Source organism: Vagococcus entomophilus, from assembly GCF_003987595.1.
In the GTDB taxonomy this organism is placed as follows: Bacteria; Bacillota; Bacilli; order Lactobacillales; family Vagococcaceae; genus Vagococcus_E; species Vagococcus_E entomophilus.
In genome coordinates this window covers 707,980-727,957 of record NZ_NGJZ01000001.1, presented here as the reverse complement: position 1 = coordinate 727,957, position 19,978 = coordinate 707,980, and the positions used below count along the sequence as shown (strand labels likewise).

Here is a 19,978-nt window from a genome sequence, read left to right as displayed (position 1 = left end):
ATCGAAAACAATCCTACTCTTTTGAAAATTTGAGGTTGAGTGTGATTGTCTTCGATTTTTACTTGTATTTTGTCAGTTCTTTTCCAATCAAGGCAAAGAGTTCATGAGGGATTTCAAAATGCCCAAATCTCAGACGACTCTGATACTCTGACCACAAAGGATGTTGTTGTACGAAAGATAAAGCAAGCGGTGTAATATTTTTTCGGTACCGGACGTCTCTTCGAAAGGGGAGGAAATGAGGCGCCATTTCTACTTGATACGCAGCAGCATCTAGGATTTGCCCTAAAGCTGTAAAATGTTGGTAGGGCTCCGAATCTTTAAAATGATATTTTGGACTGTAATAAATAAGCCAATCACCAGTATTCATTCGATTTAGGGGTGTGCTTTTTCCATGGCAAACTTGACAAAATTGTTGCTTGACGCCAGTAGAAACATGATCATAGGAGGCCACTCCAATCCAGTAGCGGGTAGCGTTCATTTTGTTTGCTCCTTTTTTTGAGTAACTAGTAGCTTTAGTGATTCCCTAAATGTTTCTTGTTTACTTCCTAACAAGCCAAAAAATTGTGCATCTAATTTTTCGACAACTGGAACAGCTTTTTGAATTTTTTCATAGCCTAGGGACGTCAAAGAGAGGGCATTTGCTCGTGGATCTAGTCTTGAAACTGTTTTTTCAATATATGCCTTTTGTACAAGTAAGCGGACAATTTGAGAGAGCGTCATGACATCGATTTCTGCCAAGTCAGCCACCATTCGTTGGTTGACTTCTTCTTGATGCTCAAGGAGATAGGCGAGAGTAGTGAGGGCAACGAATTGCGGATGAGTCAAGTCAAGCTGTGACAATTCTGCTTTGATACGTGTATGCCATAAATTATACGTCTTGATAAACAGAAATCCAGTAGATGCTTCTGAATTTTTAGCAAATTTGGAAGGGAAAGAGTTAGACATTTTCACATGCTTCCTTTAGTTTTAACATAGAATGGGGAACATCTTTAAAAATATTATTTAAGAATGCGATATTTTGTTTCGAAATTTCAGCATTTTCTAAGGCAACAGAATGTTGTACTAGTACACCGGCATCGCAGGTTTTTATTTGGTGATCAAAATACAAGTCGCCAATCTTAGGAATACTAGTTTTGTCACAGAATTTTTGCTCTTTTATTACTGAAATCAACTCAAATGTAAGTGGAGGCATCCCTGTAAATGTCATACTCCCAGCACTTCCTTGTGAAAAGCTCCCCTCTAACTGGATGTCCTGTAACTCGTCTTCCCATGTATACCATTTTTTGATATCCTCATAAAAAGACCACACTCTTTTTGCAGAGCAGTTAATGGTAAGTTCAAAATTAAATTTCATAAAATTTGTCCTCCTTAATTGTATGTACATACATTATAAGTGTACTTATAATGTATGTCAATAAAAACCTATTCTTGGAAAAGAATAGGTTTTTAAAAAGCTATTTAGCTGTTGGTGTTTTTCTCATAAGTCCTAAAATAATCCCACCAACAATTGCACCGATGACGATAAATAATAAGTAAAGTAATGGTTTGCTTACTAAGAAGATCACGAAGATTCCACCGTGTGGCGCCATTAATTTAATATTCATTGCACCAACCAAACCACCAGTTAATGCAGAACCAACTACAAAACTAGGAATAACATGTAGAGGGTCGGAAGCTGCAAATGGAATCGCACCTTCTGTGATAAAGGAAGCACCCATGATTAAGTTTGAAAGTCCTGCTTGATGTTCTTCATGTGTAAATTTATTTTTGAATAGTAAAGAAGAAATAAAGATTGCAAGAGGGGGAACCATCCCACCAGCCATAACCGAAGCCATAACTGTACTACCACCAGTTGCAACTGTAGCAGCAAGTGTTCCAGTACCAAATACATAAGCAGCTTTGTTTACTGGGCCACCCAAATCGATTGACATCATACCAGCAAGAAGTGCGCCAAGTAGAGCAGCATTTGTGCCAGACATACTACTTAGGAAGTCATTCAAACCAGTGTTGATAGCTTTCATTGGAACGTTAACCAATAACATTAGGAAACCAGTAATCAGTACACCAAATACTGGATAGAACAAGATGGTGCGAATACCGTCTAAAGATTTTGGTAGTCCTTTGAATAGTTTCTTCAAAAAGACCATAACATAACCAGCAAGGAACCCACCGATTAAAGCACCTAAGAAGCCAGCCCCACCGGTTGAAGCGACTGCTCCAGCAAGGAATCCAGCAACAAGACCAGGACGATCTGCGATACTTGAAGCAATATAACCAGCTAGTATTGGCAACATAAACCCAAATGCAGCATTACCAATCGTGTTGAAATATCCTGGTATTTGGTGATAATGACCTAGGTTTGATAATTGGCTATGAGGAACACCCATAAATTGGTCAATCATAAAGGATAGTGCCAGTGCAATCCCACCACCAATTACAAAAGGAAGCATATTACTAACACCATTCATTAGGTGTTTGTAGATGCGAGACCAAGTTGAGCCACTTGTTGATTCATCTGATTCAGCAGAAGAGTCAGCACCTTTCGTATTATGGTAAATAGGGGCATCACCATTCATAGCTTTCGTAATGAGTTCTTCTGTTTTTCTGATTCCGTCACTAACAGGACGATTGAGAAGTGGTTTGCCATCAAAACGTGGCATTTCAACTGCTTTATCTGCTGCAACGATAACGCCATCAGCTCGTTTGATTTCGTCTTCGGTCAAACGGTGTTGTACCCCATCAGAACCATTTGTTTCAACACGAATATCTACGCCCATTTCAGCAGCTTTTTTCTTCAAAGAATCTTCAGCCATATACGTGTGTGCAATCCCTGTTGGGCAAGCGGTTACCGCAACCACAAATTTACGATCTGAATTTGCTTTAGAGCTTGCTGGTTGTTGAGCTTCTTCTGCTTTTTCAGCGGCTTCTTTTTCATCTTCAGCAGATTGAAAAAGCGCTTGTACTTCGTCGGGTGTTTTTGTTTCTTTTAGTTTGCCAACAAAATCAGGATCGATTAGCAAACGAGAAAGGGCAGCAAGGGCTTGCAAATGAGTATCATTTGCCCCCTCAGGAGCAGCAATCATAAAGAATAGATAAGTAGGTTGACCATCTAAAGCTTCGTAGTCTACACCTTTGTTGCTTTTGGCAAATAGAACGGTTGCTTCTTTAACTGCGCTGTTTTTCGCATGAGGCATCGCGATTCCATCGCCAAGACCAGTAGAGGTTTGTGCTTCACGAGCAAGAATGCCTTTTTTATATGTATCGATATCACTGATGCGACCACCATCATACATCTTTTGAACCATCTCATCAATCGCAGCGGATTTTGTTGTTGCTTGTAAATCCATGATCATGACATCTTTGACAAGCAAGTCTTTAATATTCATTTTTTTTCTCTCCTTCTTGAGATTATTTTACTTTTTTAATTTGAACTTCAGGAATAAGCGAACGGATTTTTTCAGCAGTTGCTAAATCATCAGAAAAGGCAGTTGCGCTACCGCATGCTACGCCGTACTTAAACGCTTCAAGTGGGTCTTTTGTTTTTTCGAATTGACCAACAAACCCAGCAATCATTGAGTCACCAGAGCCAACAGAATTCTTAAGCGTTCCTTTTGGTACATTAGCTTGATAGATTCCATCTTTAGTAAAGAGAATTGAGCCATCCCCACCAAGAGAAATCAACACATGTTTGGCCCCATTTTTAAGTAACTGTTCCCCATATGGAAACATATCCTCAGTCTTAGAAAAACTAGTTTGGAATAATTCAGCCAATTCATGATTGTTTGGTTTAATCAATAATGGTTGGTGTGGAATTGCTTCTAATAGTGCTTTACCAGTTGTATCAATGATAAAGTCAGCACCTTTTGCTTTAATAATTGTGATTAAAGATTCATAAAAATCACTTGGAAGAGAAGGGGCCATGCTCCCAGAGAGAACAACGATATCCTCACTTGTGATGTGTGCTAACTTTTCTTTCAAGTCAGTTATTTCAGTATCAGATACGACTGGGCCTAAACCGTTGATTTCGGTTTCTTCTCCAGCTTTTAATTTTACATTGATTCGAGTATCTTCTTTAATAGAAGTAAACTCATTTATAATTCCTTCTTGCTCAATCCATTTTCCGATGAAATCTCCAGTGAAACCACCTAAGAAACCTAGTGCTGTTGTTTGACCATCAAGTCGTTTTAAAATTCTTGAAACATTCAAACCTTTTCCACCGGGTAGTTTAAAATCTTGCTTCATACGGTTTAATCCACCAATTTCAAGCTTATCGACATGTACAATATAATCGATTGATGGGTTTAGTGTTACTGTGTAAATCATTTGACAACCTCCTTGATTTTTGTTCTTTTTTTGATTAGTTTCAACGATTCCATAGGGCAATAATCAGTAAGAATACTTGCTTTTTCAATCGAGGCAATTTTAGTAAAAGAGACCGTATTAAATTTTGTGTGATCACCCAAAAAGTAACTGACTTCAGATTGACACATCGCAGTTTCTTTCATCGCAGCCTCCTCAGGGTCGGGAGTAGTGAAGCCAAAAACCGAATGAATTCCGTTAACCCCCAGAAAAGCACGATTAAACCGAAATTGCTCTAATTGTTTCATACTAAAGCTACCCAAAATGGCCTTGGTTGACATCTTAATCGAGCCACCAATTACTATAGTAGGAATATTTAAATCAGCTAAGGCAGAAGCGTGGTAGATAGAGTTTGTCACAACAGAAATCTTTTTCCCTTCCAAATAAGGAATCATTTCATAGGTCGTTGTTCCAGCGTCTAAATAGATAACCTCAGATTTCTTAATGAGAGAAGCGGCATATTGTGCTACTTTTTGCTTTTCGCTGATGTTTTTGGAGGATTTTTCATTCATATCCTGCTCGTAGCTCAGCGTATTTCTTTTTTTGGCACCACCATGAATTCTCTCAAGAAATCCATCTTCTTCTAATTCTTTTAAATCTCTACGAATCGTTGATTCAGAAGCGTTTAAAATGCTTACCAATTCTTGAGATTTAATAATTTCTTTTTCGGCTAATTGTCTCAAAATAAAATTTTTTCTTTCATCTGTAAGCATTTCCAAACCTCCTCACATGAAAGATACTACCATAAAAATAAGTCAAAAACAATCAAAAACAATCAAAAACGTTTATAAAATAGTGCACAGAAATAAAATAGTTTGATAAACAAAGCATTTAACCTGTTTTTTTATAATAGATAAAACTTTATTTAAAAACATATGATTATATATTCGTGTTATTTAATTGGTTAAAAATGAAAAAAAGGGTTGCAATTAAATCAAAAAAAAGATATAGTTTGAACATCAAATGATTTGATATTCAAAGTAAATTTGGGAAGGCAGACTTTATGAAATCAGACAACTTAACAATTATCAACGATTATCTTGTAACAGTGTTTAATGATATTCTTACAATAGAGGAATCAGAGCTAAAGAAAAGTCAGTTTAATGATTTATCTATTACGGAAATGCACACTATAGAAGCAATTGGTTTGCATGAACACAAAACGACGTCTGAGGTTGCAAAGATTTTGTCTGTGACAGTAGGAACTCTTACTGTGGCCATTAATAATTTAGTGAAAAAAGGTTATGTTGAAAGAAAACGGAGTGACAAAGACCGACGAGTGGTTCAGCTGATATTAACGAACCGAGGACGTTTAGTTTACCGTGTCCACGATTATTTCCATAAGGGAATGGTGCATGCTGCACTAAAGGACATGGACGATTCTGAAACGCAAGCATTAATCAAAGGACTAAATAATTTACATGAATTTCTAATAAAAAGTATTACCTAATCATTTGGAATAATAACGAAAAAGAGATGAGGTTGGTTCATGGAACGTAATGTTCGGATCACTCAAACAGCAAAATACGTGCCTGAACACAGTGTCACCAATCACGATTTGGCCCAAATTATGGACACAAGTGATGAATGGATTACTTCTAGAACAGGAATCAAAGCGAGAAGAATTGCAGATATGCAAGATACATCCGACTTGTGTACGGAGGTAGCTAAAAAGCTACTTGAAAAAAGTCATTATTTAGCAGAAACGCTTGATTTTATTATTGTCGCTACCATGACACCTGATTATGCCACTCCTTCAACCGCTTGTTTGGTTCAAGGGAATATTGGCGCTAAAAATGCTTTTTGCTTTGATATAAGTGCTGCATGTTCAGGATTTGTTTACGCTCTTGCAACTGCTGAAAAGCTAATCAAATCGGGCGGATACCAAAAAGGGATTGTCATTGGAGGAGAAGTTCTTTCAAAAGCTGTCAACTGGAAAGACCGATCTACAGCAGTACTTTTCGGGGACGGTGCAGGTGGTGTTATGCTAGAGGCAAGTCAGAATGAGTCACAATTTATTGCAGAAGTACTGCGTGCAGATGGTACGCGTGGAGAACACTTAACTTCTGGCAAAGTAAGCAGGAAAGCGCCATTTGCTCAAAATGCTTGCCTAACCAAAGAAGAACTCTCTTATCTGAGTATGGACGGTCGTGAAATCTTTGATTTTGCTCTACGTGATGCAACAAAAAGTATTTTAGAAGTATTAGAGCAAGCAAATCTTTCAAAGGAAGAGCTAGATTTTATTGTTCCGCATCAAGCAAATATCCGGATTTTAGACGGAATGGCCAAAAAAGCCAAAATTCCAAGAGAGAAGTTTTTAACAAATATCGCTCAGTACGGCAATACATCTGCTGCAACAATCCCCATCTTATTAGATGAGAGTATTGAAAATGGCACCTTGACATTAGGAAGTAAACAAAAAATCGTGTTGACTGGCTTTGGCGGAGGCTTGACTTGGGGAAGTATACTCTTGTCACTGTAAGCGAAGCTGTTAATAATAAATGGAAGAAAATAAATTTTTGGAGGAATATAGAATGACAACATTTGAAAAAGTACAAGAAATTATCGTGGATCAATTAGGAAAAGAAGAAGAGGAAGTACAATTAACAACTAATTTTAAAGAAGAGTTAGACGCTGATAGCTTAGACTTATTCCAAATCATTAACGACATTGAAGATGAATTTGATGTAAAAATCGAAACAGAAGAAGGATTAAATACTGTTGGGGATTTAGTCGCATTTGTTGACAAACAACTTGCAGAAAAATAAAACAGCGAATATCAAGAAAGTGTAGCCTAAAAGCTGTTTTTCAGCTTTGAAAGCTACCTTTTTTTCTAAAAAGCTTTTTGTTAAGAAAGAGGAAATTACATGCGTGCAGAGATATGTGAAATGTTAGACATCAAGTATCCCATTTTTCAAGGGGCGATGGCGTGGGTCGCAGAAGCAAATTTAGCCAGTGCCGTTTCCAACGCTGGAGGACTCGGTATTATCGCTTCTGGCCATGCTCCAAAAGAGGTGGTTTTAGAGCAAATTAAAAAAGCCAAAAACCTTACGGACAAGCCATTTGGGGTGAATATCATGCTAATGTCTCCACATGTGGAAGATATCGTTGATTTAGTCTGCGAAGAGGGTATCAAGGTGATTACAACAGGGGCAGGTTCTCCTGGTAAATATATGAAAAAATTTAAAGAAGCTGGAATCATCGTCATTCCTGTAGTAGCCTCAGTTGCATTAGCAAGACGGATGGAAAAAGACGGTGCAGATGCAATTGTCGTAGAAGGAATGGAAGGTGGCGGACATATCGGGAAAGCCACCACTTTAGCCCTCGTACCGCAAGTTGTCGATGCGGTAAGTATTCCGGTTATTGCTGCCGGAGGTATCGGGGATGGTCGTGGGATGGCTGCTGCTTTGATGCTTGGAATTGATGCGGTCCAAATTGGAACAAGATTTTTAGTTGCAAATGAATCGACTATTCATGCTAACTTTAAAAAAGCGGTGCTCAAAGCTCGTGATATTGACACGACCGTTACAGGTCTTACAACTGGTCATCCTGTTCGCGGTTTACGTAACAAATTGACGCGTGAGTATGAAAAAATTGAGCGTGAAGAGGCAGGGAAAAAAGAGCCGAATTGGCAACGACTAGAAGAGCTAGGAAAAGGTGCACTAAAACGTGCAGTTGTTGATGGAGACACTAAAAATAGTTCGATGATGTCGGGACAAATTGCTGGTCTTGTAAATAAAGAAGGGCAATCCTGTCAAGAAATTATTGAAGAAATTATGGCTCAGTGTTTTGAAACAATGAAAAATGTAAATACAAAATGGCAAGGAGCAAAGGAGTGAAGACAATGAATTACGCATTTGTATTCAGCGGTCAAGGTGCACAATATGTTGGAATGGGAAAAGAATTGTATGAGCAATTTCCTGAATGTCGTGCAATTTTTGACCAAGCTTCTGAAGCAGTTGGTTATGATATGCCAAAACTTTGTTTTACTGAGAATGAGCAATTAAATTTAACTGAGTATACTCAACCTGCTATTCTAACTGTTTCTGTTGCAATATTGGAAATTTTAAACGGTCTAGGCATAAAACCGAAAATGGTTGCAGGCTTAAGTTTGGGCGAATATACAGCTCTTGTTGCAAGCGGGGCTTTGAATTTTACCGAAGCAGTTCAGTTAGTCCAAAAACGCGGAAGATATATGACAGAGGCAGTTCCTGCTGGAAAAGGTGCCATGTCTGCGGTAATGGGACTATCCCGTCAAGACGTACAAGAGGCATGCCAAAAAGCAAGTGCAGCAGGGATTGTTGTTCCAGCAAATTACAATATGCCAGGTCAAATCGTCATTGCTGGAGAGGTTACTGCGGTAGAAAAAGCCGAAAAACTCTTAGAAGAATTGGGAGCAAAGCGAGTGATTCGCTTAAATGTAAGTGGACCGTTCCATACCTCGCTTTTAGAACCAGCAGCGGTGAAGTTAGAACAAGCTCTTAAAGAGGTACACATTGAAGAAATGAAAGTTCCAGTAATAACTAATCTAACTGGAAAAGTAATTCCTACTAAATCAGAGATTATTCCAACACTTGTGGCACAAGTCAAATCACCTGTTTATTGGGAAGATAGTGTTGAAACAATGATTGAATCGGGGATAGATACGTTTATAGAGGTTGGACCAGGGCGTTCTCTTTCGGCGTTTATAAAAAAAATTAGCCGAGAAGTAACCGTTCAAAATGTAGAAAATCTTAAAACGTTAGAAAAAATCCGAAAAATAGCTCATATTGATGAGGAAAATTAGAAGGAGGCGATATCAATGTTGAAAGAAAAAACAGTTATTGTAACAGGAAGTTCAAGGGGAATCGGAAAAGAGATTGCGCTAGCGTTTGCTAAAGAAGGAGCAAATATTGTTCTTAATGGACGTAAAGAGCCCTCAAAAGAACTCATTCAAGAAATTGAAAGTCACGGTGTTAAGACCCATTTTGTAGCTGCAGATGTTCAGTATTTTGACCAAGCAAAGAAACTGATTTCAGAAGCAAAAGAAACATTTGGTAGTGTCGATGTGTTGGTAAACAATGCGGGAATCACCAATGATAAATTAATTATGCGCATGACAGAGTCTGATTTTGAGCAAGTAATCAATGTCAATCTAAAAGGAACATTCAACACCATTCAACAAGCAAGTAGTGTGATGTTGAAACAAAAATCAGGTACGATTATTAATATGTCTAGCGTAAGTGGTCTAATCGGAAATGCTGGTCAGGCAAACTATGCTGCAAGTAAAGCAGGAGTAATTGGTTTAACAAAATCAACTGCAAGAGAATTAGCAGCAAGAGGGATTACGTGTAATGCGATTGCGCCCGGCTTCATTGATACCGACATGACAGAAGTATTAAGCGAAAAAGTCAAAGATGCAGCTAAACAACAAATTCCGCTTAAAAAATTCGGAACAGTTGCAGATGTTGCCCAAACAGCAGTTTTTCTAGCTAAAAACCGTTACATTACAGGCCAAGTACTAAATGTTGATGGCGGAATGGTTATGAACGGATAAGGAGGATATCATGAAAAGAGTCGTAATTACAGGTCAAGGGGCGATTACCCCATTAGGAAACACAGCTGCTGAATACTGGGAAAATATTAAAGCAGGAAATGTAGGGATTGCGCCAATTGCTAAATTTGATGCCTCAGAAACAGGCATTACTGTTGCAGCAGAAGTCAAAGATTTTGAACCAACTCTATACATGGAGAAAAAAGCAACAAAACGCTTGGATCTATTTTCACAATATGGTGTTGCGGCTGCAGTACAAGCTGTAACAGATAGTCAACTGGATACAGAAAAAATCGACGTGGATCGTTTTGGCGTAATGGTTAGCTCTGGAATTGGCGGAATGAATACAATTCAAGAACAAGTCATCAAAATGCATGATCGTGGTCCTAAACGTGTAGCTCCGTTCTTTGTCCCAATGGCGATTAGCAATATGGCTGCAGGAAATATTGCGATGCGTGTTGGAGCAAAAGGAATTTGTACGTGTATTGTCACAGCATGTGCTTCTGGAAATAATGCGATTGGGGAAGCATACCGCAATATCAAACATGGCTACTCTGATGTAATTTTAGCTGGTGGTGCAGAAGCAACTGTTTGTGAAATCGGTATTTCTGGATTTGCTGCATTGACCGCACTTAGCGAAGCTACTGATCCACTAAGAGCCTCTATTCCATTTGACAAAGAGCGTAATGGTTTTGTAATGGGAGAAGGCGGTGGAATTCTTGTACTAGAAGAATTGGAACACGCTTTAGCACGTGGCGCTAAGATTTATGGTGAAGTAGTGGGATATGGCTCAACGAGTGATGCATACCATATGACAAGTCCAACTCCGGATGGTTCTGGTGCTGGAAAAGCCATGCAACAAGCGATGGCTGAAGCGGGAATCACGCCTGAACAAGTAGACTACATTAATGCACATGGGACAAGTACACCACCAAATGATGGTGCAGAAACCGCAGCGATTAAATACGCTTTTGGTGATCAAGCTTATAACATTGCAATTTCAAGTACTAAGAGTATGACCGGACATTTATTAGGTGCAGCTGGTGCTGTAGAAGCAATGGCTTGTGTGGGAGCAATTCAAGATGACTTTGTTCCGCCAACCGCGGGACTTGAAGAAACGAGTGAAGATTGTGACTTAGATTATGTACCAAAAGTGGGACGTGCTCAAAAAGTAAATTATGCACTAAGTAATTCCATGGGATTTGGTGGACATAATGCAGTTATTTGCTTTAAAAAGTGGGAGGCTAAGTAAAAATGAATGTTTCAGAAGTGAAAGATTTATTAGCTCAGTTTGACACTTCAACGGTTAAAACATTAGACTTAACCATTGACAATGTTGAACTTCATTTGAGCAAAAATGAAGGCTTTGCGCCAACGACTCCTGCTACTAGTCCTCAAAGTGGTCCACTGAGTACAGCACCAACGAATGCTCCTGTGGCGCCAACAGCTGAGACCCAAGCTTTTGCTAGTAAGCAAGAAGAAACAAGCGAGTCAAGTACGCCATCGGGTAAGACTGTGGATTCACCAATTGTCGGAGTGGTGTATTTGAGTAGTGCCCCAGAAAAGCCAGCGTTTAAAAAAGTAGGCGATAAAGTAGCAGTGGGAGAAACACTTTGCATTGTTGAAGCAATGAAATTAATGAATGAGATTACAAGTGACCTAGCAGGAACTGTTACGGAAATTTTAGTTGAAAATGAAGAAGTTGTTGAATACGGTCAGCCGTTGTTCCGTATCGATTAGGAGGAGAAAGAAATGCAATTAAATGTTAATGAAATTATGGAAATTATTCCAAACCGTTACCCAATCATGATGGTCGATAAAGTGATTGAACTTGAGCCAGGAAAGCGTGTTGTGGCGATTAAAAACGTTACTTACAACGAACACTTTTTCCCAGGACATTTCCCAGGAGAACCTGTTATGCCAGGCGTTTTAATTTTAGAAGCTCTAGCACAAACAGGCTCTATTCCTTTGCTAAAAACCCCAGAATTTGAAGGGAAAACAGGCTATCTAGGTGGCATCGATAAAGTAAAATTCCGTCAAAAAGTAGTCCCAGGAGATGTACTGCGTTTAGAAATGGAAATTATCAAACAAAAACGTAATATCGGTGTTGGAAAAGCAACCGCTTGGGTAGAAGATAAAAAAGTATGTGAGGCATTAATGACATTTATCATTGGAGTGTAGAAATATGTTTAATAAAATATTGGTAGCAAACAGAGGAGAAATAGCTGTTCGAATCATTCGAGCATGTCGCGAATTAGGCATCCGGACAGTCGCTGTTTTTTCAACTGCTGATAGAGAGGCCTTACATACTCAATTAGCAGATGAGGCGATTTGTATTGGACCAGCCAAAGCTACAGATTCTTATTTAAACATGCAACATGTTTTAAGTGCTGCTATTGTGACAAATGCTGAGGCCATTCATCCTGGTTTTGGTTTCCTATCAGAAAACTCGACATTTGCAACAATGTGCGAGGAGTGTAATGTCAAGTTTATCGGGCCACGACCTGAGACCATTGATGAGATGGGAAATAAGGTGAATGCACGCAAATTGATGATTGAAGCGAATGTTCCAGTCATTCCAGGAAGCGATGGCCCAGTCAAAACGGTTGAGGAAGCTTTAACAGTGGCCGCTACTCTGGGCTATCCAGTGATGCTAAAAGCCTCTGCTGGTGGTGGTGGAAAAGGGATCCGTAAAATACTTTCTCCAGAAAAATTGCCAGAACAATTTACATCAGCGCAACAAGAAGCACTTGCTGCCTTTGGTGATGGGCAAATGTATCTAGAAAAGATTATTTACCCAGCTCGTCATATTGAAGTCCAAATTCTAGGTGACTCTTTTGGAAATGTTATTCATTTAGGGGAACGTGATTGCTCTTTGCAACGAAATAATCAAAAAGTTTTGGAAGAGTCTCCATCCATTGCTCTTTCAGATGAAACGCGCAAAGAAATTGGCGCAGCCGCTGTTCGGGCAGCAAAAGCGGTTAAGTATGAAAATGCTGGAACAATTGAGTTCTTAATGGACCAAACAGGTTCGTTTTATTTCATGGAAATGAATACTAGAATTCAAGTAGAGCATCCTGTGACAGAGATGGTTACAGGGGTTGATTTGGTCAAAGCACAAATAGAAATTGCTTTTGGCGAACCTTTAAAATATCAACAAAAAGATATTCAAGTTACAGGGCATGCCATTGAATGTCGCATTAACGCCGAAAACCCAGCATTTCATTTTGCTCCTTCGCCTGGCACAATTCAGAATCTCTTGTTGCCAGCTGGAGGTCTTGGCTTACGTGTCGATAGTGCCGTCTATAATGGCTATACGATTCCACCGTTTTATGACTCAATGATAGCTAAGGTAATTGTCCATGGCAGTGATCGTCTAGAAGCACTAGTAAAAATGCAACGCGCTCTAGAAGAGCTAGTCACAGATGGTGTCGTAACCAATCAAGAATTTCAACTTGATTTAATTGCACATCCAGCTGTCATTTCGGGGGAATATGATACAAGCTTTTTACAGGAGACCTTTTTACCAGCCTGGAAACCTGAAAAAGAAGTTTAGTTAGGAGGATTGGTATGGCGTTATTTAAAAAGAAAAACTATATTCGGATCAATCCTAATCGGGAGATAAATACACAAGATAAAGTAAACAAACCCTACGTACCAGATAATATGTGGGCCAAGTGTCCAAATTGTAAAAAAGCCATCTACAGTAAAAATTTAGGGGATGAAAAGGTTTGTACACATTGCGGCTATTGTTTTAGGATAGGTGCAAGAGAACGGGTTTGTTTGACTGTAGATAAAGATTCATTTGAAGAATGGGACGAAAATCTGACGACAAAAGACCCCATAAAATTTCCGGATTATCCTGAAAAAATTGCTAAGTTACAAGAGCAAACAGGATTAAAGGATGCCATTGTCACAGGAAAAGCAAGCATCTCTAATCAAGAAGTTGTAATCGGGGTAATGGATACTAATTTTATCATGGGAAGCATGGGGACAGTTGTAGGAGAAAAGATTACAAAAGTATTTGAGCGAGCGCAAGAGCTTACGCTACCAGTTGTGCTTTTTACCGCCTCAGGTGGTGCTAGAATGCAAGAAGGAATATTTTCGCTCATGCAGATGGCTAAGATCTCAGCAGCAGTTAAAAGACATAGTAATGCTGGATTATTCTATATAACTGTTCTGACAGATCCAACTACTGGTGGGGTCACAGCTAGCTTTGCCATGCAAGGTGACATTATCTTAGCTGAGCCCCAAGCTTTAATTGGTTTTGCTGGCAGACGTGTCATTGAACAAACCATTAAGCAAGAGTTACCAGAAGATTTTCAACGTGCTGAATTTTTGTTGAAACATGGATTTGTTGACAAAATTGTACCACGAAATGAATTGCCCCTTGCATTAGGGCACCTCCTTTCTTTACATAATTCTAAGGAGGCTGAGACCAAATGACAAATGGACAAAAATCTGCAAATGATATTGTAAAACTTGCTAGGGCTCAAGACCGTCCGACTTCACTTGATTATATTGAACATGTCTTTGAAGACTTTATTGAATTACACGGAGACCGAACTTATGGAGATGATAAGGCTATTGTCGGTGGAATTGCAACATTAGAAGGGCAACCTGTGACCGTTGTGGGTATTCAAAAAGGAAGAAACCTTCCAGATAATATCGAACGTAATTTTGGTTCACCTCATCCCGAAGGCTACAGAAAGGCTCTTCGCTTGATGAAACAAGCTGAAAAGTTTGGTAGACCGATTGTTTTATTGGTCAATACTGCTGGCGCGTTTTGTGGTGTAGAGGCCGAAGAAAGAGGCGAAGGGGAAGCAATTGCCAAAAATTTATTAGAGATGAGCGATCTTCGTGTACCAATTATTTCGATCATCATTGGCGAAGGTGGAAGTGGTGGTGCGCTTGCGCTTGCTTTAGCAGACGAGGTTTGGATGCTGGAACATACAATGTATGCGATTCTTTCACCAGAAGGATTTGCGTCCATTATGTGGAAAGATAGCAAACGAGCTTCTGAAGCAGCTGAAATCATGAAAATTACCGCTACTGAACTAAAAGAACTTGATGTTATTGACAAACTAATTCCAGAAACGTTCAATGGTGAGGATTTGGATCAAGAGAAAATTGATCGAATGATCCAAAAAGCTCTTGTTGAAAAACTGACAGAGCTAAAAAAATTAACAGTAAGTGAGTTATTAGTCAAACGTTATGAACGTTTTAGAAAATTTTAAAATAGCCTAATCTAAGTAATAGCACGAGTGAAAACTATTTTCCAATGGGAAATGTTTTTCACTCGTGCTATACTATTTTTGTTAATAAACATTTATTGAGCCGTGGAAATAACTCAAAACTTACCTCCACGGATTTTTAATTATTTAAAAAGAAAGTGTTTCAATTAGGTCAAATGCTTGTTTGAGCGTTGAGATATTTTGAGTTGCAGCAAGGCGGACGTAATTATCCCCAACATTTTTTCCAAATGCTTTACCTGGTATCAATAGAACTTTTTTTTCAGTCAATAATTTTTCAACAAACGCTACTGAGGTCAGGCCAGTTTTTTCAATATTGATAAAAGCATATATACTTCCTTTTACTGGATGAAGAGAAAGAAACGGGATATTAGAAACCCTTTTTTCAACATATTCTAGTCGTTCCTTAAATGTGGAAGTTACCTTAGGAATTAATTCGTCAGCATGTTTCAATGCGTAGATTCCAGCTCTTTGTGAGGGAGTGGGAGCAGAATAAGTAATACTTTCATTAATTAATTTGGCAACACTATTGATATAAGGTGGGGAAATCATATAGCCAATTCTCCAACCAGTCATTGCAAAAGCCTTTGAAAAACTCCCAAAAGTAATTGTATTGTTTGGAGCGAATGTTGCCATTGGGACGAATTTTTCATAGAAACTAAATGATTCGTAAACTTCGTCTGAAAGAATATAAAAATCATGTTCGATAGCAAGATCCGCTATCCCTTTGAAAGTTTCAGGGGTAAAAACCGCACCAGTAGGGTTGTTAGGTGAATTGATAATCAGAGCTTTTGTCTTATCCGTAATTGCATTTTTCAAAATTTCTAAGTCAATTTGAAAGCCATCTTTTTCAAAAGTTGGGATGAAGACTGGAGTTCCACCAGCAAATAAAACTTGATCCTTGTAAGGAGAGAAGTAGGGCTCATGAATAATCACTTCATCACCTGGATTAAGAATGGCTTGCATGGTTAGATACATCCCTTGCAGTGCACCGACTGTTGCACGAATTTGTTCAGGATTAAATGACAATTGGTAGTGATGTTGATAAAAATCAGCAACAGCTTGGATAAACTCGCTACTACCATCAGAAGCTGTATATTTTGTATGTCCTTTTTTAACATCGGCAAAAGCAGCCTCAATTATACTTGAATCTGTTATTAAGTCAGGATCTCCAATGGATAAATCGATTAGACCTTGAGTTTTACTGGCAAGGGTTCCAATATCCATTAAAATATTTTCTTCGGGAGTTTGATGTTTTTTTGCAATATTTTGAATGTCCATAGTTTCATGACTCCTTTATCGTTTTATTGAAAATCAGAGGCGAAAACAAAACGTTCGCCTCTGATTTTTTAGCTATCTTTATTTTATAATACTTTCCCTAAAAAGTCTTTTGTTCTTGCATTTTTAGGCGCTTCAAACACTTCTTTTGAACTTCCTTGTTCCTGGATAATTCCTTCGTCCATAAAGATAACACGATCAGCAACCTCTTTGGCAAAACCCATCTCGTGGGTAACAATCACCATGGTCATTCCATTGTCGGCTAAGTTTTTCATTACACTTAACACTTCTCCAACCATTTCCGGGTCAAGTGCTGAGGTTGGTTCATCAAATAACATGACATCTGGATCCATCGCTAAAGCCCTAGCAATCGCTACCCGTTGTTGTTGCCCACCAGATAGTTTGGAAGGGTAGCTTTGCGCTTTATCTTGAAGTCCAACTTGTTCTAATAAAGCCAGAGCGTTTGTCTCTGCTGCTTTTTTCTCGATTCCTTTGACTTTAATCGGACTGATGGTAAGATTTTCTAGAACAGTTTTCAAAGGGAAGAGATTGAAATTTTGAAATACCATCCCCATTTTTTGACGAAGATGATTGATGTTGGTTTCTTTGGAAAGCAAATTTTTCCCTTCAAATTCAATCGTTCCATCTGTAGGTTCTTCTAACAGATTTAAACAACGAAGAAACGTACTTTTCCCACTTCCGGATGGGCCAATAATTACTACAACTTCCCCAGAGCTGACTGTTAAATCAACTCCTTTTAACACATTATTTTTACCAAAGCTTTTATGTAGATTTTTAATATTAATCACTTGTGCTCATTCTCCTTTCAGCAACACCTAATAATTTCGAAATAGTGAAGGTTAAAACAAAGTAAATCAAGGATACGATTAAGTAAGGCAAGAACGGCTTGAAACTTGCACCTTGCACATTTCCTGCTTGGAACATAAGCTCTGCAACTCCAATCACAGAAATTACAGAAGATTCTTTAATGACGGTCACAAATTCATTTCCAAGCGCAGGTAAGATACTTTTAATGGCTTGTGGGAAAATAATAAAACGCATTGCTTGTGATTGGTTCATCCCAAGAGAACGTGCAGCTTCCGTTTGACCTTTGTTTACAGATTTAATTCCAGCACGGATAATCTCGGCAACATAGGCACCACTATTTAGAGCTAAAGCAATACAACCAGCAACCATTTTAGACAAATCTAAACCAATGACAGCTGTTCCAAAGTACACCAAGAAAATTTGAACAAGCAATGGTGTCCCACGGACATACTCAATATACGCTGAGGCCAAAAATCTTAAAAATCCGTTGTGAGATAATTTTAAAAGGGCTAGGATTCCCCCAAAAATAGCTCCGAATAACACACCAATGAACGCAAGTAAAATGGTATATCCAGTACCTTTCACATAATAAGAACCATATTTTTGTAAGAAGGACTTATTATCAAACATTAAGGCGTTGGCTTCTTTTTTATATTTTGGTAGCAAGTTTTCTTTTTTGATGGTTGCAATAGAATCATTGATACTCTTTAACAAAGTAGGGGCATTTTTAGGAACAGCCACGGCTGTCTCTTTTTTTCCATTTTCAAATTTTAAGTCAGAAAAAGTGAGTTCTTTATTTTGTTGCAAGTACGCTTCTGCTACAGGTTCCTCAATAATAGCAGCATCTGCTTTTTTATTCGTAACGTTCATGATAACATCAGGAATTTTTTGTAAAGAAGTCGTTTCTGCGGTAGAAATTTCATTTTTTGCTAATGCTTCTTGCGTAGTTTGTTTTTGAACAGCAATTGTTTTTCCAGAAAAGTCCTCAAAAGATTTGTATTTATCTTTATCCGTTTTTCTTAAAACTAATCTTTGGGTTACTGTAAGATAAGGATTAGAAAAATTAACTTCCTTTAATCTTTCCTCCGTAATCGACATGCCAGATACGATCATGTCGATTTTTCCAGTCTTCATCGCACCAAGAAGAGCATCAAACCCTAACTCTTCAATCTTTAACTTCACACCTAAATCATCGGCTATCTTTTGAGCAATCGAGATATCAAATCCTACAATTGTATCTTTCCCATCTATTGTTGTATGGAATTCATACGGAGCGTAGTCGGCAGATAGTCCAACAATGATTTCACCTTTTTGTTTAATTTTTTCATAAACTGGATCTTTTTGAGTTGTATCAGCTGAAGCTGTAAAAGCTGGTAGTAAAGAGGTGGCTACTAGCAAAGTCGCTAACAGTGAAAACAGTATGCTTAAACCTTTATTTTTCATTTTCATAACTCCCTTATTTCATTTTCTTTCATATTATAAAACAAAATGGAATAATATGCAATATTTAATTGAATTAATAAATTTTATTCAAAAATAAAGCATAAAAAGGAATGATATGTTATTATATATGTATATAAATTGTATAAATGGAGGAGCAGAAATGGAACAGACAATTGTTGTAAGAGGTACGCCCCAAACTTATATTTGTCATCAAGGGGCATGGGCGGATTTGGAAAAAGAATTGCTACAAAGAGAGATCAAAAAAGTATTTGTTTTAAAAGGGAAAAAATCTTGGTCCGTTGCAAAGAACTTTTTTCCCACATTCGAAAAGGTAGAAGCTGAATTTTCTTACTATGGAGGAGAAGCTTCTGACGAGTTGTGCGACCAGTTCGTACCCAAAATTGAACAAGAGAACTACCAGGCCATTATTAGTGTTGGGGGTGGTAAAAATACAGATTTGGCTAAAGCCATTGCCGCAAAAGTCAAGCTACCTGTAATAATCCTTCCGACCTTGGCAGCAACATGTGCAGCGAACAGTGGGTTGAGCGTAATTTACACTCAAACGGGTGAGATGAAACGGGTGGATCTTTTTCCAAATGCCAATACACTTGTACTGATTGATCCCAATGTGATTTTAGATTCCCCTAAAGAAATGATGATAGCCGGGATAGGAGATACCCTTGCCAAATGGTATGAAGGCAGTGCGATATTAGATCAAATTGAAGAGAAAAATGTGGAGCTTGAGGTGGCCTATTTTGCAGCGAAAAAGTGCCAAGAAAATTTATTTAAGTATAGTGACGCAGCGCTAAAATCGATGGAGGAAAAAGAACTAAGTACAGCTTTTACCAAAGTAGTGGAAACAAATATTTTACTGGCAGGGATGGTGGGGGGCTTTGCAGATGACTATGGTCGATGTGCAGGAGCACATTCTATTCATGATGCGCTGACTATTTTACCCCAAAGTCATAAGCAACTGCATGGCAACAAGGTGGCGTATGGAATTATTGTCCAACTAGCAATTGAAAATAAGTGGACTGAAATAAAAAAATTGATTCCTTTTTATCAAAAAATGGAGTTACCGCTATGTTTAAAAGATATGGGGATGATTCTTTCAAAGGAAGAAATTGAAAAAATTGCGGCTAAGGCGAGTCAGCCACATGAAACTATCCATTACTTACCGCAAAAAATCACTGCTCCGCTCATCACGACCGCCATAAACGAAGTAGAAACATATTTTAATTAAAGAAAAAGCAGACAAAATAAAACGAATTTTGTCTGCTTTTTT

The 19,978-nt window shown here is 38.3% G+C and carries 22 protein-coding genes; 13 read left to right on the top strand and 9 right to left on the bottom strand.

Annotation, left to right across the window (positions count from 1 at the left end; all coding sequences use genetic code 11):
- Positions 1-58 precede the first annotated feature (58 nt).
- From CBF30_RS03360 to CBF30_RS03335, 6 genes are all read right to left on the bottom strand, one after another.
- Complete coding sequence (locus tag CBF30_RS03360) at positions 59-478, bottom strand: EVE domain-containing protein (protein ID WP_126822758.1); 420 nt, start codon at positions 476-478, stop codon at positions 59-61.
- Positions 475-945: a MarR family winged helix-turn-helix transcriptional regulator gene (locus CBF30_RS03355; RefSeq protein WP_126822756.1), complete on the bottom strand. Its 471-nt coding sequence runs from the start codon at positions 943-945 to the stop codon at positions 475-477. The genes CBF30_RS03360 and CBF30_RS03355 overlap by 4 nt, the downstream gene beginning before the upstream one ends.
- A complete protein-coding gene (locus tag CBF30_RS03350) occupies positions 938-1,354 on the bottom strand; it encodes an SRPBCC family protein (RefSeq protein ID WP_126822754.1) in 417 nt (138 codons plus the stop codon). The genes CBF30_RS03355 and CBF30_RS03350 overlap by 8 nt, the downstream gene beginning before the upstream one ends.
- 100 nt (positions 1,355-1,454) lie before the next feature.
- Complete coding sequence (locus CBF30_RS03345) at positions 1,455-3,386, bottom strand: PTS fructose transporter subunit IIABC (protein ID WP_126822752.1); 1,932 nt, start codon at positions 3,384-3,386, stop codon at positions 1,455-1,457.
- 22 nt (positions 3,387-3,408) lie between these two features.
- Positions 3,409-4,323 carry a 1-phosphofructokinase gene (pfkB, locus tag CBF30_RS03340; RefSeq protein WP_126822750.1) on the bottom strand — a complete coding sequence of 305 codons (915 nt, stop codon included), beginning with the start codon at positions 4,321-4,323 and terminating at the stop codon, positions 3,409-3,411.
- Positions 4,320-5,072, bottom strand: a complete 753-nt coding sequence (locus CBF30_RS03335; RefSeq protein ID WP_126822748.1) for a DeoR/GlpR family DNA-binding transcription regulator — start codon at positions 5,070-5,072, stop codon at positions 4,320-4,322. Before CBF30_RS03335 ends, pfkB begins: the two co-directional genes overlap by 4 nt.
- A 290-nt stretch (positions 5,073-5,362) precedes the next feature.
- Between CBF30_RS03335 and fabT the strand changes: the two genes are divergently transcribed.
- From fabT to CBF30_RS03275, 12 genes are all read left to right on the top strand, one after another.
- Positions 5,363-5,809, top strand: a complete 447-nt coding sequence (fabT, locus tag CBF30_RS03330) for a fatty acid biosynthesis transcriptional regulator FabT (RefSeq protein ID WP_126822746.1) — start codon at positions 5,363-5,365, stop codon at positions 5,807-5,809.
- Between the two features lie 39 nt (positions 5,810-5,848).
- A complete protein-coding gene (locus tag CBF30_RS03325) occupies positions 5,849-6,841 on the top strand; it encodes a beta-ketoacyl-ACP synthase III (RefSeq protein WP_126822744.1) in 993 nt (330 codons plus the stop codon).
- A gap of 52 nt (positions 6,842-6,893) precedes the next feature.
- Entirely contained in the window at positions 6,894-7,127 is a 234-nt protein-coding gene (locus CBF30_RS03320; RefSeq protein WP_126822742.1) for an acyl carrier protein, read from the top strand.
- 99 nt (positions 7,128-7,226) lie between these two features.
- Positions 7,227-8,198 carry an enoyl-[acyl-carrier-protein] reductase FabK gene (gene fabK, locus CBF30_RS03315; protein ID WP_126822740.1) on the top strand — a complete coding sequence of 324 codons (972 nt, stop codon included), beginning with the start codon at positions 7,227-7,229 and terminating at the stop codon, positions 8,196-8,198.
- Between the two features lie 5 nt (positions 8,199-8,203).
- A complete protein-coding gene (gene fabD / locus CBF30_RS03310) occupies positions 8,204-9,145 on the top strand; it encodes an ACP S-malonyltransferase (protein ID WP_126822738.1) in 942 nt (313 codons plus the stop codon).
- 15 nt (positions 9,146-9,160) lie between these two features.
- Positions 9,161-9,895 carry a 3-oxoacyl-[acyl-carrier-protein] reductase gene (fabG, locus tag CBF30_RS03305; protein WP_126822736.1) on the top strand — a complete coding sequence of 245 codons (735 nt, stop codon included), beginning with the start codon at positions 9,161-9,163 and terminating at the stop codon, positions 9,893-9,895.
- A 10-nt stretch (positions 9,896-9,905) separates the two neighbouring features.
- Positions 9,906-11,144, top strand: a complete 1,239-nt coding sequence (fabF, locus tag CBF30_RS03300) for a beta-ketoacyl-ACP synthase II (protein WP_126822734.1) — start codon at positions 9,906-9,908, stop codon at positions 11,142-11,144.
- A gap of 2 nt (positions 11,145-11,146) precedes the next feature.
- Positions 11,147-11,632 (top strand): acetyl-CoA carboxylase biotin carboxyl carrier protein, encoded by a 486-nt coding sequence (gene accB, locus CBF30_RS03295; protein ID WP_126822732.1) that lies wholly within the window; start codon positions 11,147-11,149, stop codon positions 11,630-11,632.
- Positions 11,633-11,644: 12 nt separating this feature from the next.
- Positions 11,645-12,073 carry a 3-hydroxyacyl-ACP dehydratase FabZ gene (fabZ, locus tag CBF30_RS03290; protein WP_126822730.1) on the top strand — a complete coding sequence of 143 codons (429 nt, stop codon included), beginning with the start codon at positions 11,645-11,647 and terminating at the stop codon, positions 12,071-12,073.
- Between the two features lie 4 nt (positions 12,074-12,077).
- Positions 12,078-13,448, top strand: coding sequence for an acetyl-CoA carboxylase biotin carboxylase subunit (locus tag CBF30_RS03285; protein ID WP_126822728.1), 1,371 nt, complete (start codon positions 12,078-12,080; stop codon positions 13,446-13,448).
- 14 nt (positions 13,449-13,462) lie between these two features.
- On the top strand, positions 13,463-14,338 hold the full coding sequence (gene accD, locus CBF30_RS03280; RefSeq protein WP_126822726.1) for an acetyl-CoA carboxylase, carboxyltransferase subunit beta: 876 nt from the start codon (positions 13,463-13,465) through the stop codon (positions 14,336-14,338).
- The gene (locus CBF30_RS03275; protein WP_126822724.1) at positions 14,335-15,129 is read left to right on the top strand and encodes an acetyl-CoA carboxylase carboxyl transferase subunit alpha; all 795 of its coding nucleotides are present in this window, start codon (positions 14,335-14,337) and stop codon (positions 15,127-15,129) included. The genes accD and CBF30_RS03275 overlap by 4 nt, the downstream gene beginning before the upstream one ends.
- A gap of 144 nt (positions 15,130-15,273) precedes the next feature.
- Here the strand turns inward: CBF30_RS03275 and CBF30_RS03270 are convergent, their stop codons facing one another.
- The 3 genes from CBF30_RS03270 to CBF30_RS03260 all read right to left on the bottom strand — a co-directional run bounded on the left by CBF30_RS03270 (position 15,274) and on the right by CBF30_RS03260 (position 18,699).
- Positions 15,274-16,425, bottom strand: coding sequence for a pyridoxal phosphate-dependent aminotransferase (locus tag CBF30_RS03270; protein ID WP_126822722.1), 1,152 nt, complete (start codon positions 16,423-16,425; stop codon positions 15,274-15,276).
- A gap of 83 nt (positions 16,426-16,508) precedes the next feature.
- Positions 16,509-17,231 (bottom strand): amino acid ABC transporter ATP-binding protein, encoded by a 723-nt coding sequence (locus tag CBF30_RS03265; protein WP_126822720.1) that lies wholly within the window; start codon positions 17,229-17,231, stop codon positions 16,509-16,511.
- Positions 17,224-18,699 carry an ABC transporter substrate-binding protein/permease gene (locus tag CBF30_RS03260; protein ID WP_126822718.1) on the bottom strand — a complete coding sequence of 492 codons (1,476 nt, stop codon included), beginning with the start codon at positions 18,697-18,699 and terminating at the stop codon, positions 17,224-17,226. The genes CBF30_RS03265 and CBF30_RS03260 overlap by 8 nt, the downstream gene beginning before the upstream one ends.
- 154 nt (positions 18,700-18,853) lie before the next feature.
- Here CBF30_RS03260 and CBF30_RS03255 point away from each other — a divergent pair, with 154 nt between their 5' ends.
- A complete protein-coding gene (locus CBF30_RS03255) occupies positions 18,854-19,936 on the top strand; it encodes an iron-containing alcohol dehydrogenase family protein (protein ID WP_126822716.1) in 1,083 nt (360 codons plus the stop codon).
- Positions 19,937-19,978: the final 42 nt, after the last annotated feature.

What these genes read in the sequence shown, in the direction of transcription:
- CBF30_RS03320 (WP_126822742.1), top strand. Translation starts at nt 6,894, where the DNA reads ATGACAACATTTGAAAAAGTACAAGAAATTATCGTGGATCAATTAGGA.
- CBF30_RS03335 (WP_126822748.1), bottom strand. Translation starts at nt 5,072, where the DNA reads ATGCTTACAGATGAAAGAAAAAATTTTATTTTGAGACAATTAGCCGAA.
- CBF30_RS03350 (WP_126822754.1), bottom strand. Translation starts at nt 1,354, where the DNA reads ATGAAATTTAATTTTGAACTTACCATTAACTGCTCTGCAAAAAGAGTG.
- CBF30_RS03260 (WP_126822718.1), bottom strand. Translation starts at nt 18,699, where the DNA reads ATGAAAATGAAAAATAAAGGTTTAAGCATACTGTTTTCACTGTTAGCG.
- fabZ (WP_126822730.1), top strand. Translation starts at nt 11,645, where the DNA reads ATGCAATTAAATGTTAATGAAATTATGGAAATTATTCCAAACCGTTAC.
- fabG (WP_126822736.1), top strand. Translation starts at nt 9,161, where the DNA reads ATGTTGAAAGAAAAAACAGTTATTGTAACAGGAAGTTCAAGGGGAATC.
- fabT (WP_126822746.1), top strand. Translation starts at nt 5,363, where the DNA reads ATGAAATCAGACAACTTAACAATTATCAACGATTATCTTGTAACAGTG.
- CBF30_RS03285 (WP_126822728.1), top strand. Translation starts at nt 12,078, where the DNA reads ATGTTTAATAAAATATTGGTAGCAAACAGAGGAGAAATAGCTGTTCGA.
- accB (WP_126822732.1), top strand. Translation starts at nt 11,147, where the DNA reads ATGAATGTTTCAGAAGTGAAAGATTTATTAGCTCAGTTTGACACTTCA.
- fabF (WP_126822734.1), top strand. Translation starts at nt 9,906, where the DNA reads ATGAAAAGAGTCGTAATTACAGGTCAAGGGGCGATTACCCCATTAGGA.
- CBF30_RS03270 (WP_126822722.1), bottom strand. Translation starts at nt 16,425, where the DNA reads ATGGACATTCAAAATATTGCAAAAAAACATCAAACTCCCGAAGAAAAT.
- accD (WP_126822726.1), top strand. Translation starts at nt 13,463, where the DNA reads ATGGCGTTATTTAAAAAGAAAAACTATATTCGGATCAATCCTAATCGG.
- CBF30_RS03345 (WP_126822752.1), bottom strand. Translation starts at nt 3,386, where the DNA reads ATGAATATTAAAGACTTGCTTGTCAAAGATGTCATGATCATGGATTTA.
- CBF30_RS03325 (WP_126822744.1), top strand. Translation starts at nt 5,849, where the DNA reads ATGGAACGTAATGTTCGGATCACTCAAACAGCAAAATACGTGCCTGAA.
- fabK (WP_126822740.1), top strand. Translation starts at nt 7,227, where the DNA reads ATGCGTGCAGAGATATGTGAAATGTTAGACATCAAGTATCCCATTTTT.
- CBF30_RS03360 (WP_126822758.1), bottom strand. Translation starts at nt 478, where the DNA reads ATGAACGCTACCCGCTACTGGATTGGAGTGGCCTCCTATGATCATGTT.
- CBF30_RS03275 (WP_126822724.1), top strand. Translation starts at nt 14,335, where the DNA reads ATGACAAATGGACAAAAATCTGCAAATGATATTGTAAAACTTGCTAGG.
- CBF30_RS03255 (WP_126822716.1), top strand. Translation starts at nt 18,854, where the DNA reads ATGGAACAGACAATTGTTGTAAGAGGTACGCCCCAAACTTATATTTGT.
- pfkB (WP_126822750.1), bottom strand. Translation starts at nt 4,323, where the DNA reads ATGATTTACACAGTAACACTAAACCCATCAATCGATTATATTGTACAT.
- CBF30_RS03355 (WP_126822756.1), bottom strand. Translation starts at nt 945, where the DNA reads ATGTCTAACTCTTTCCCTTCCAAATTTGCTAAAAATTCAGAAGCATCT.
- fabD (WP_126822738.1), top strand. Translation starts at nt 8,204, where the DNA reads ATGAATTACGCATTTGTATTCAGCGGTCAAGGTGCACAATATGTTGGA.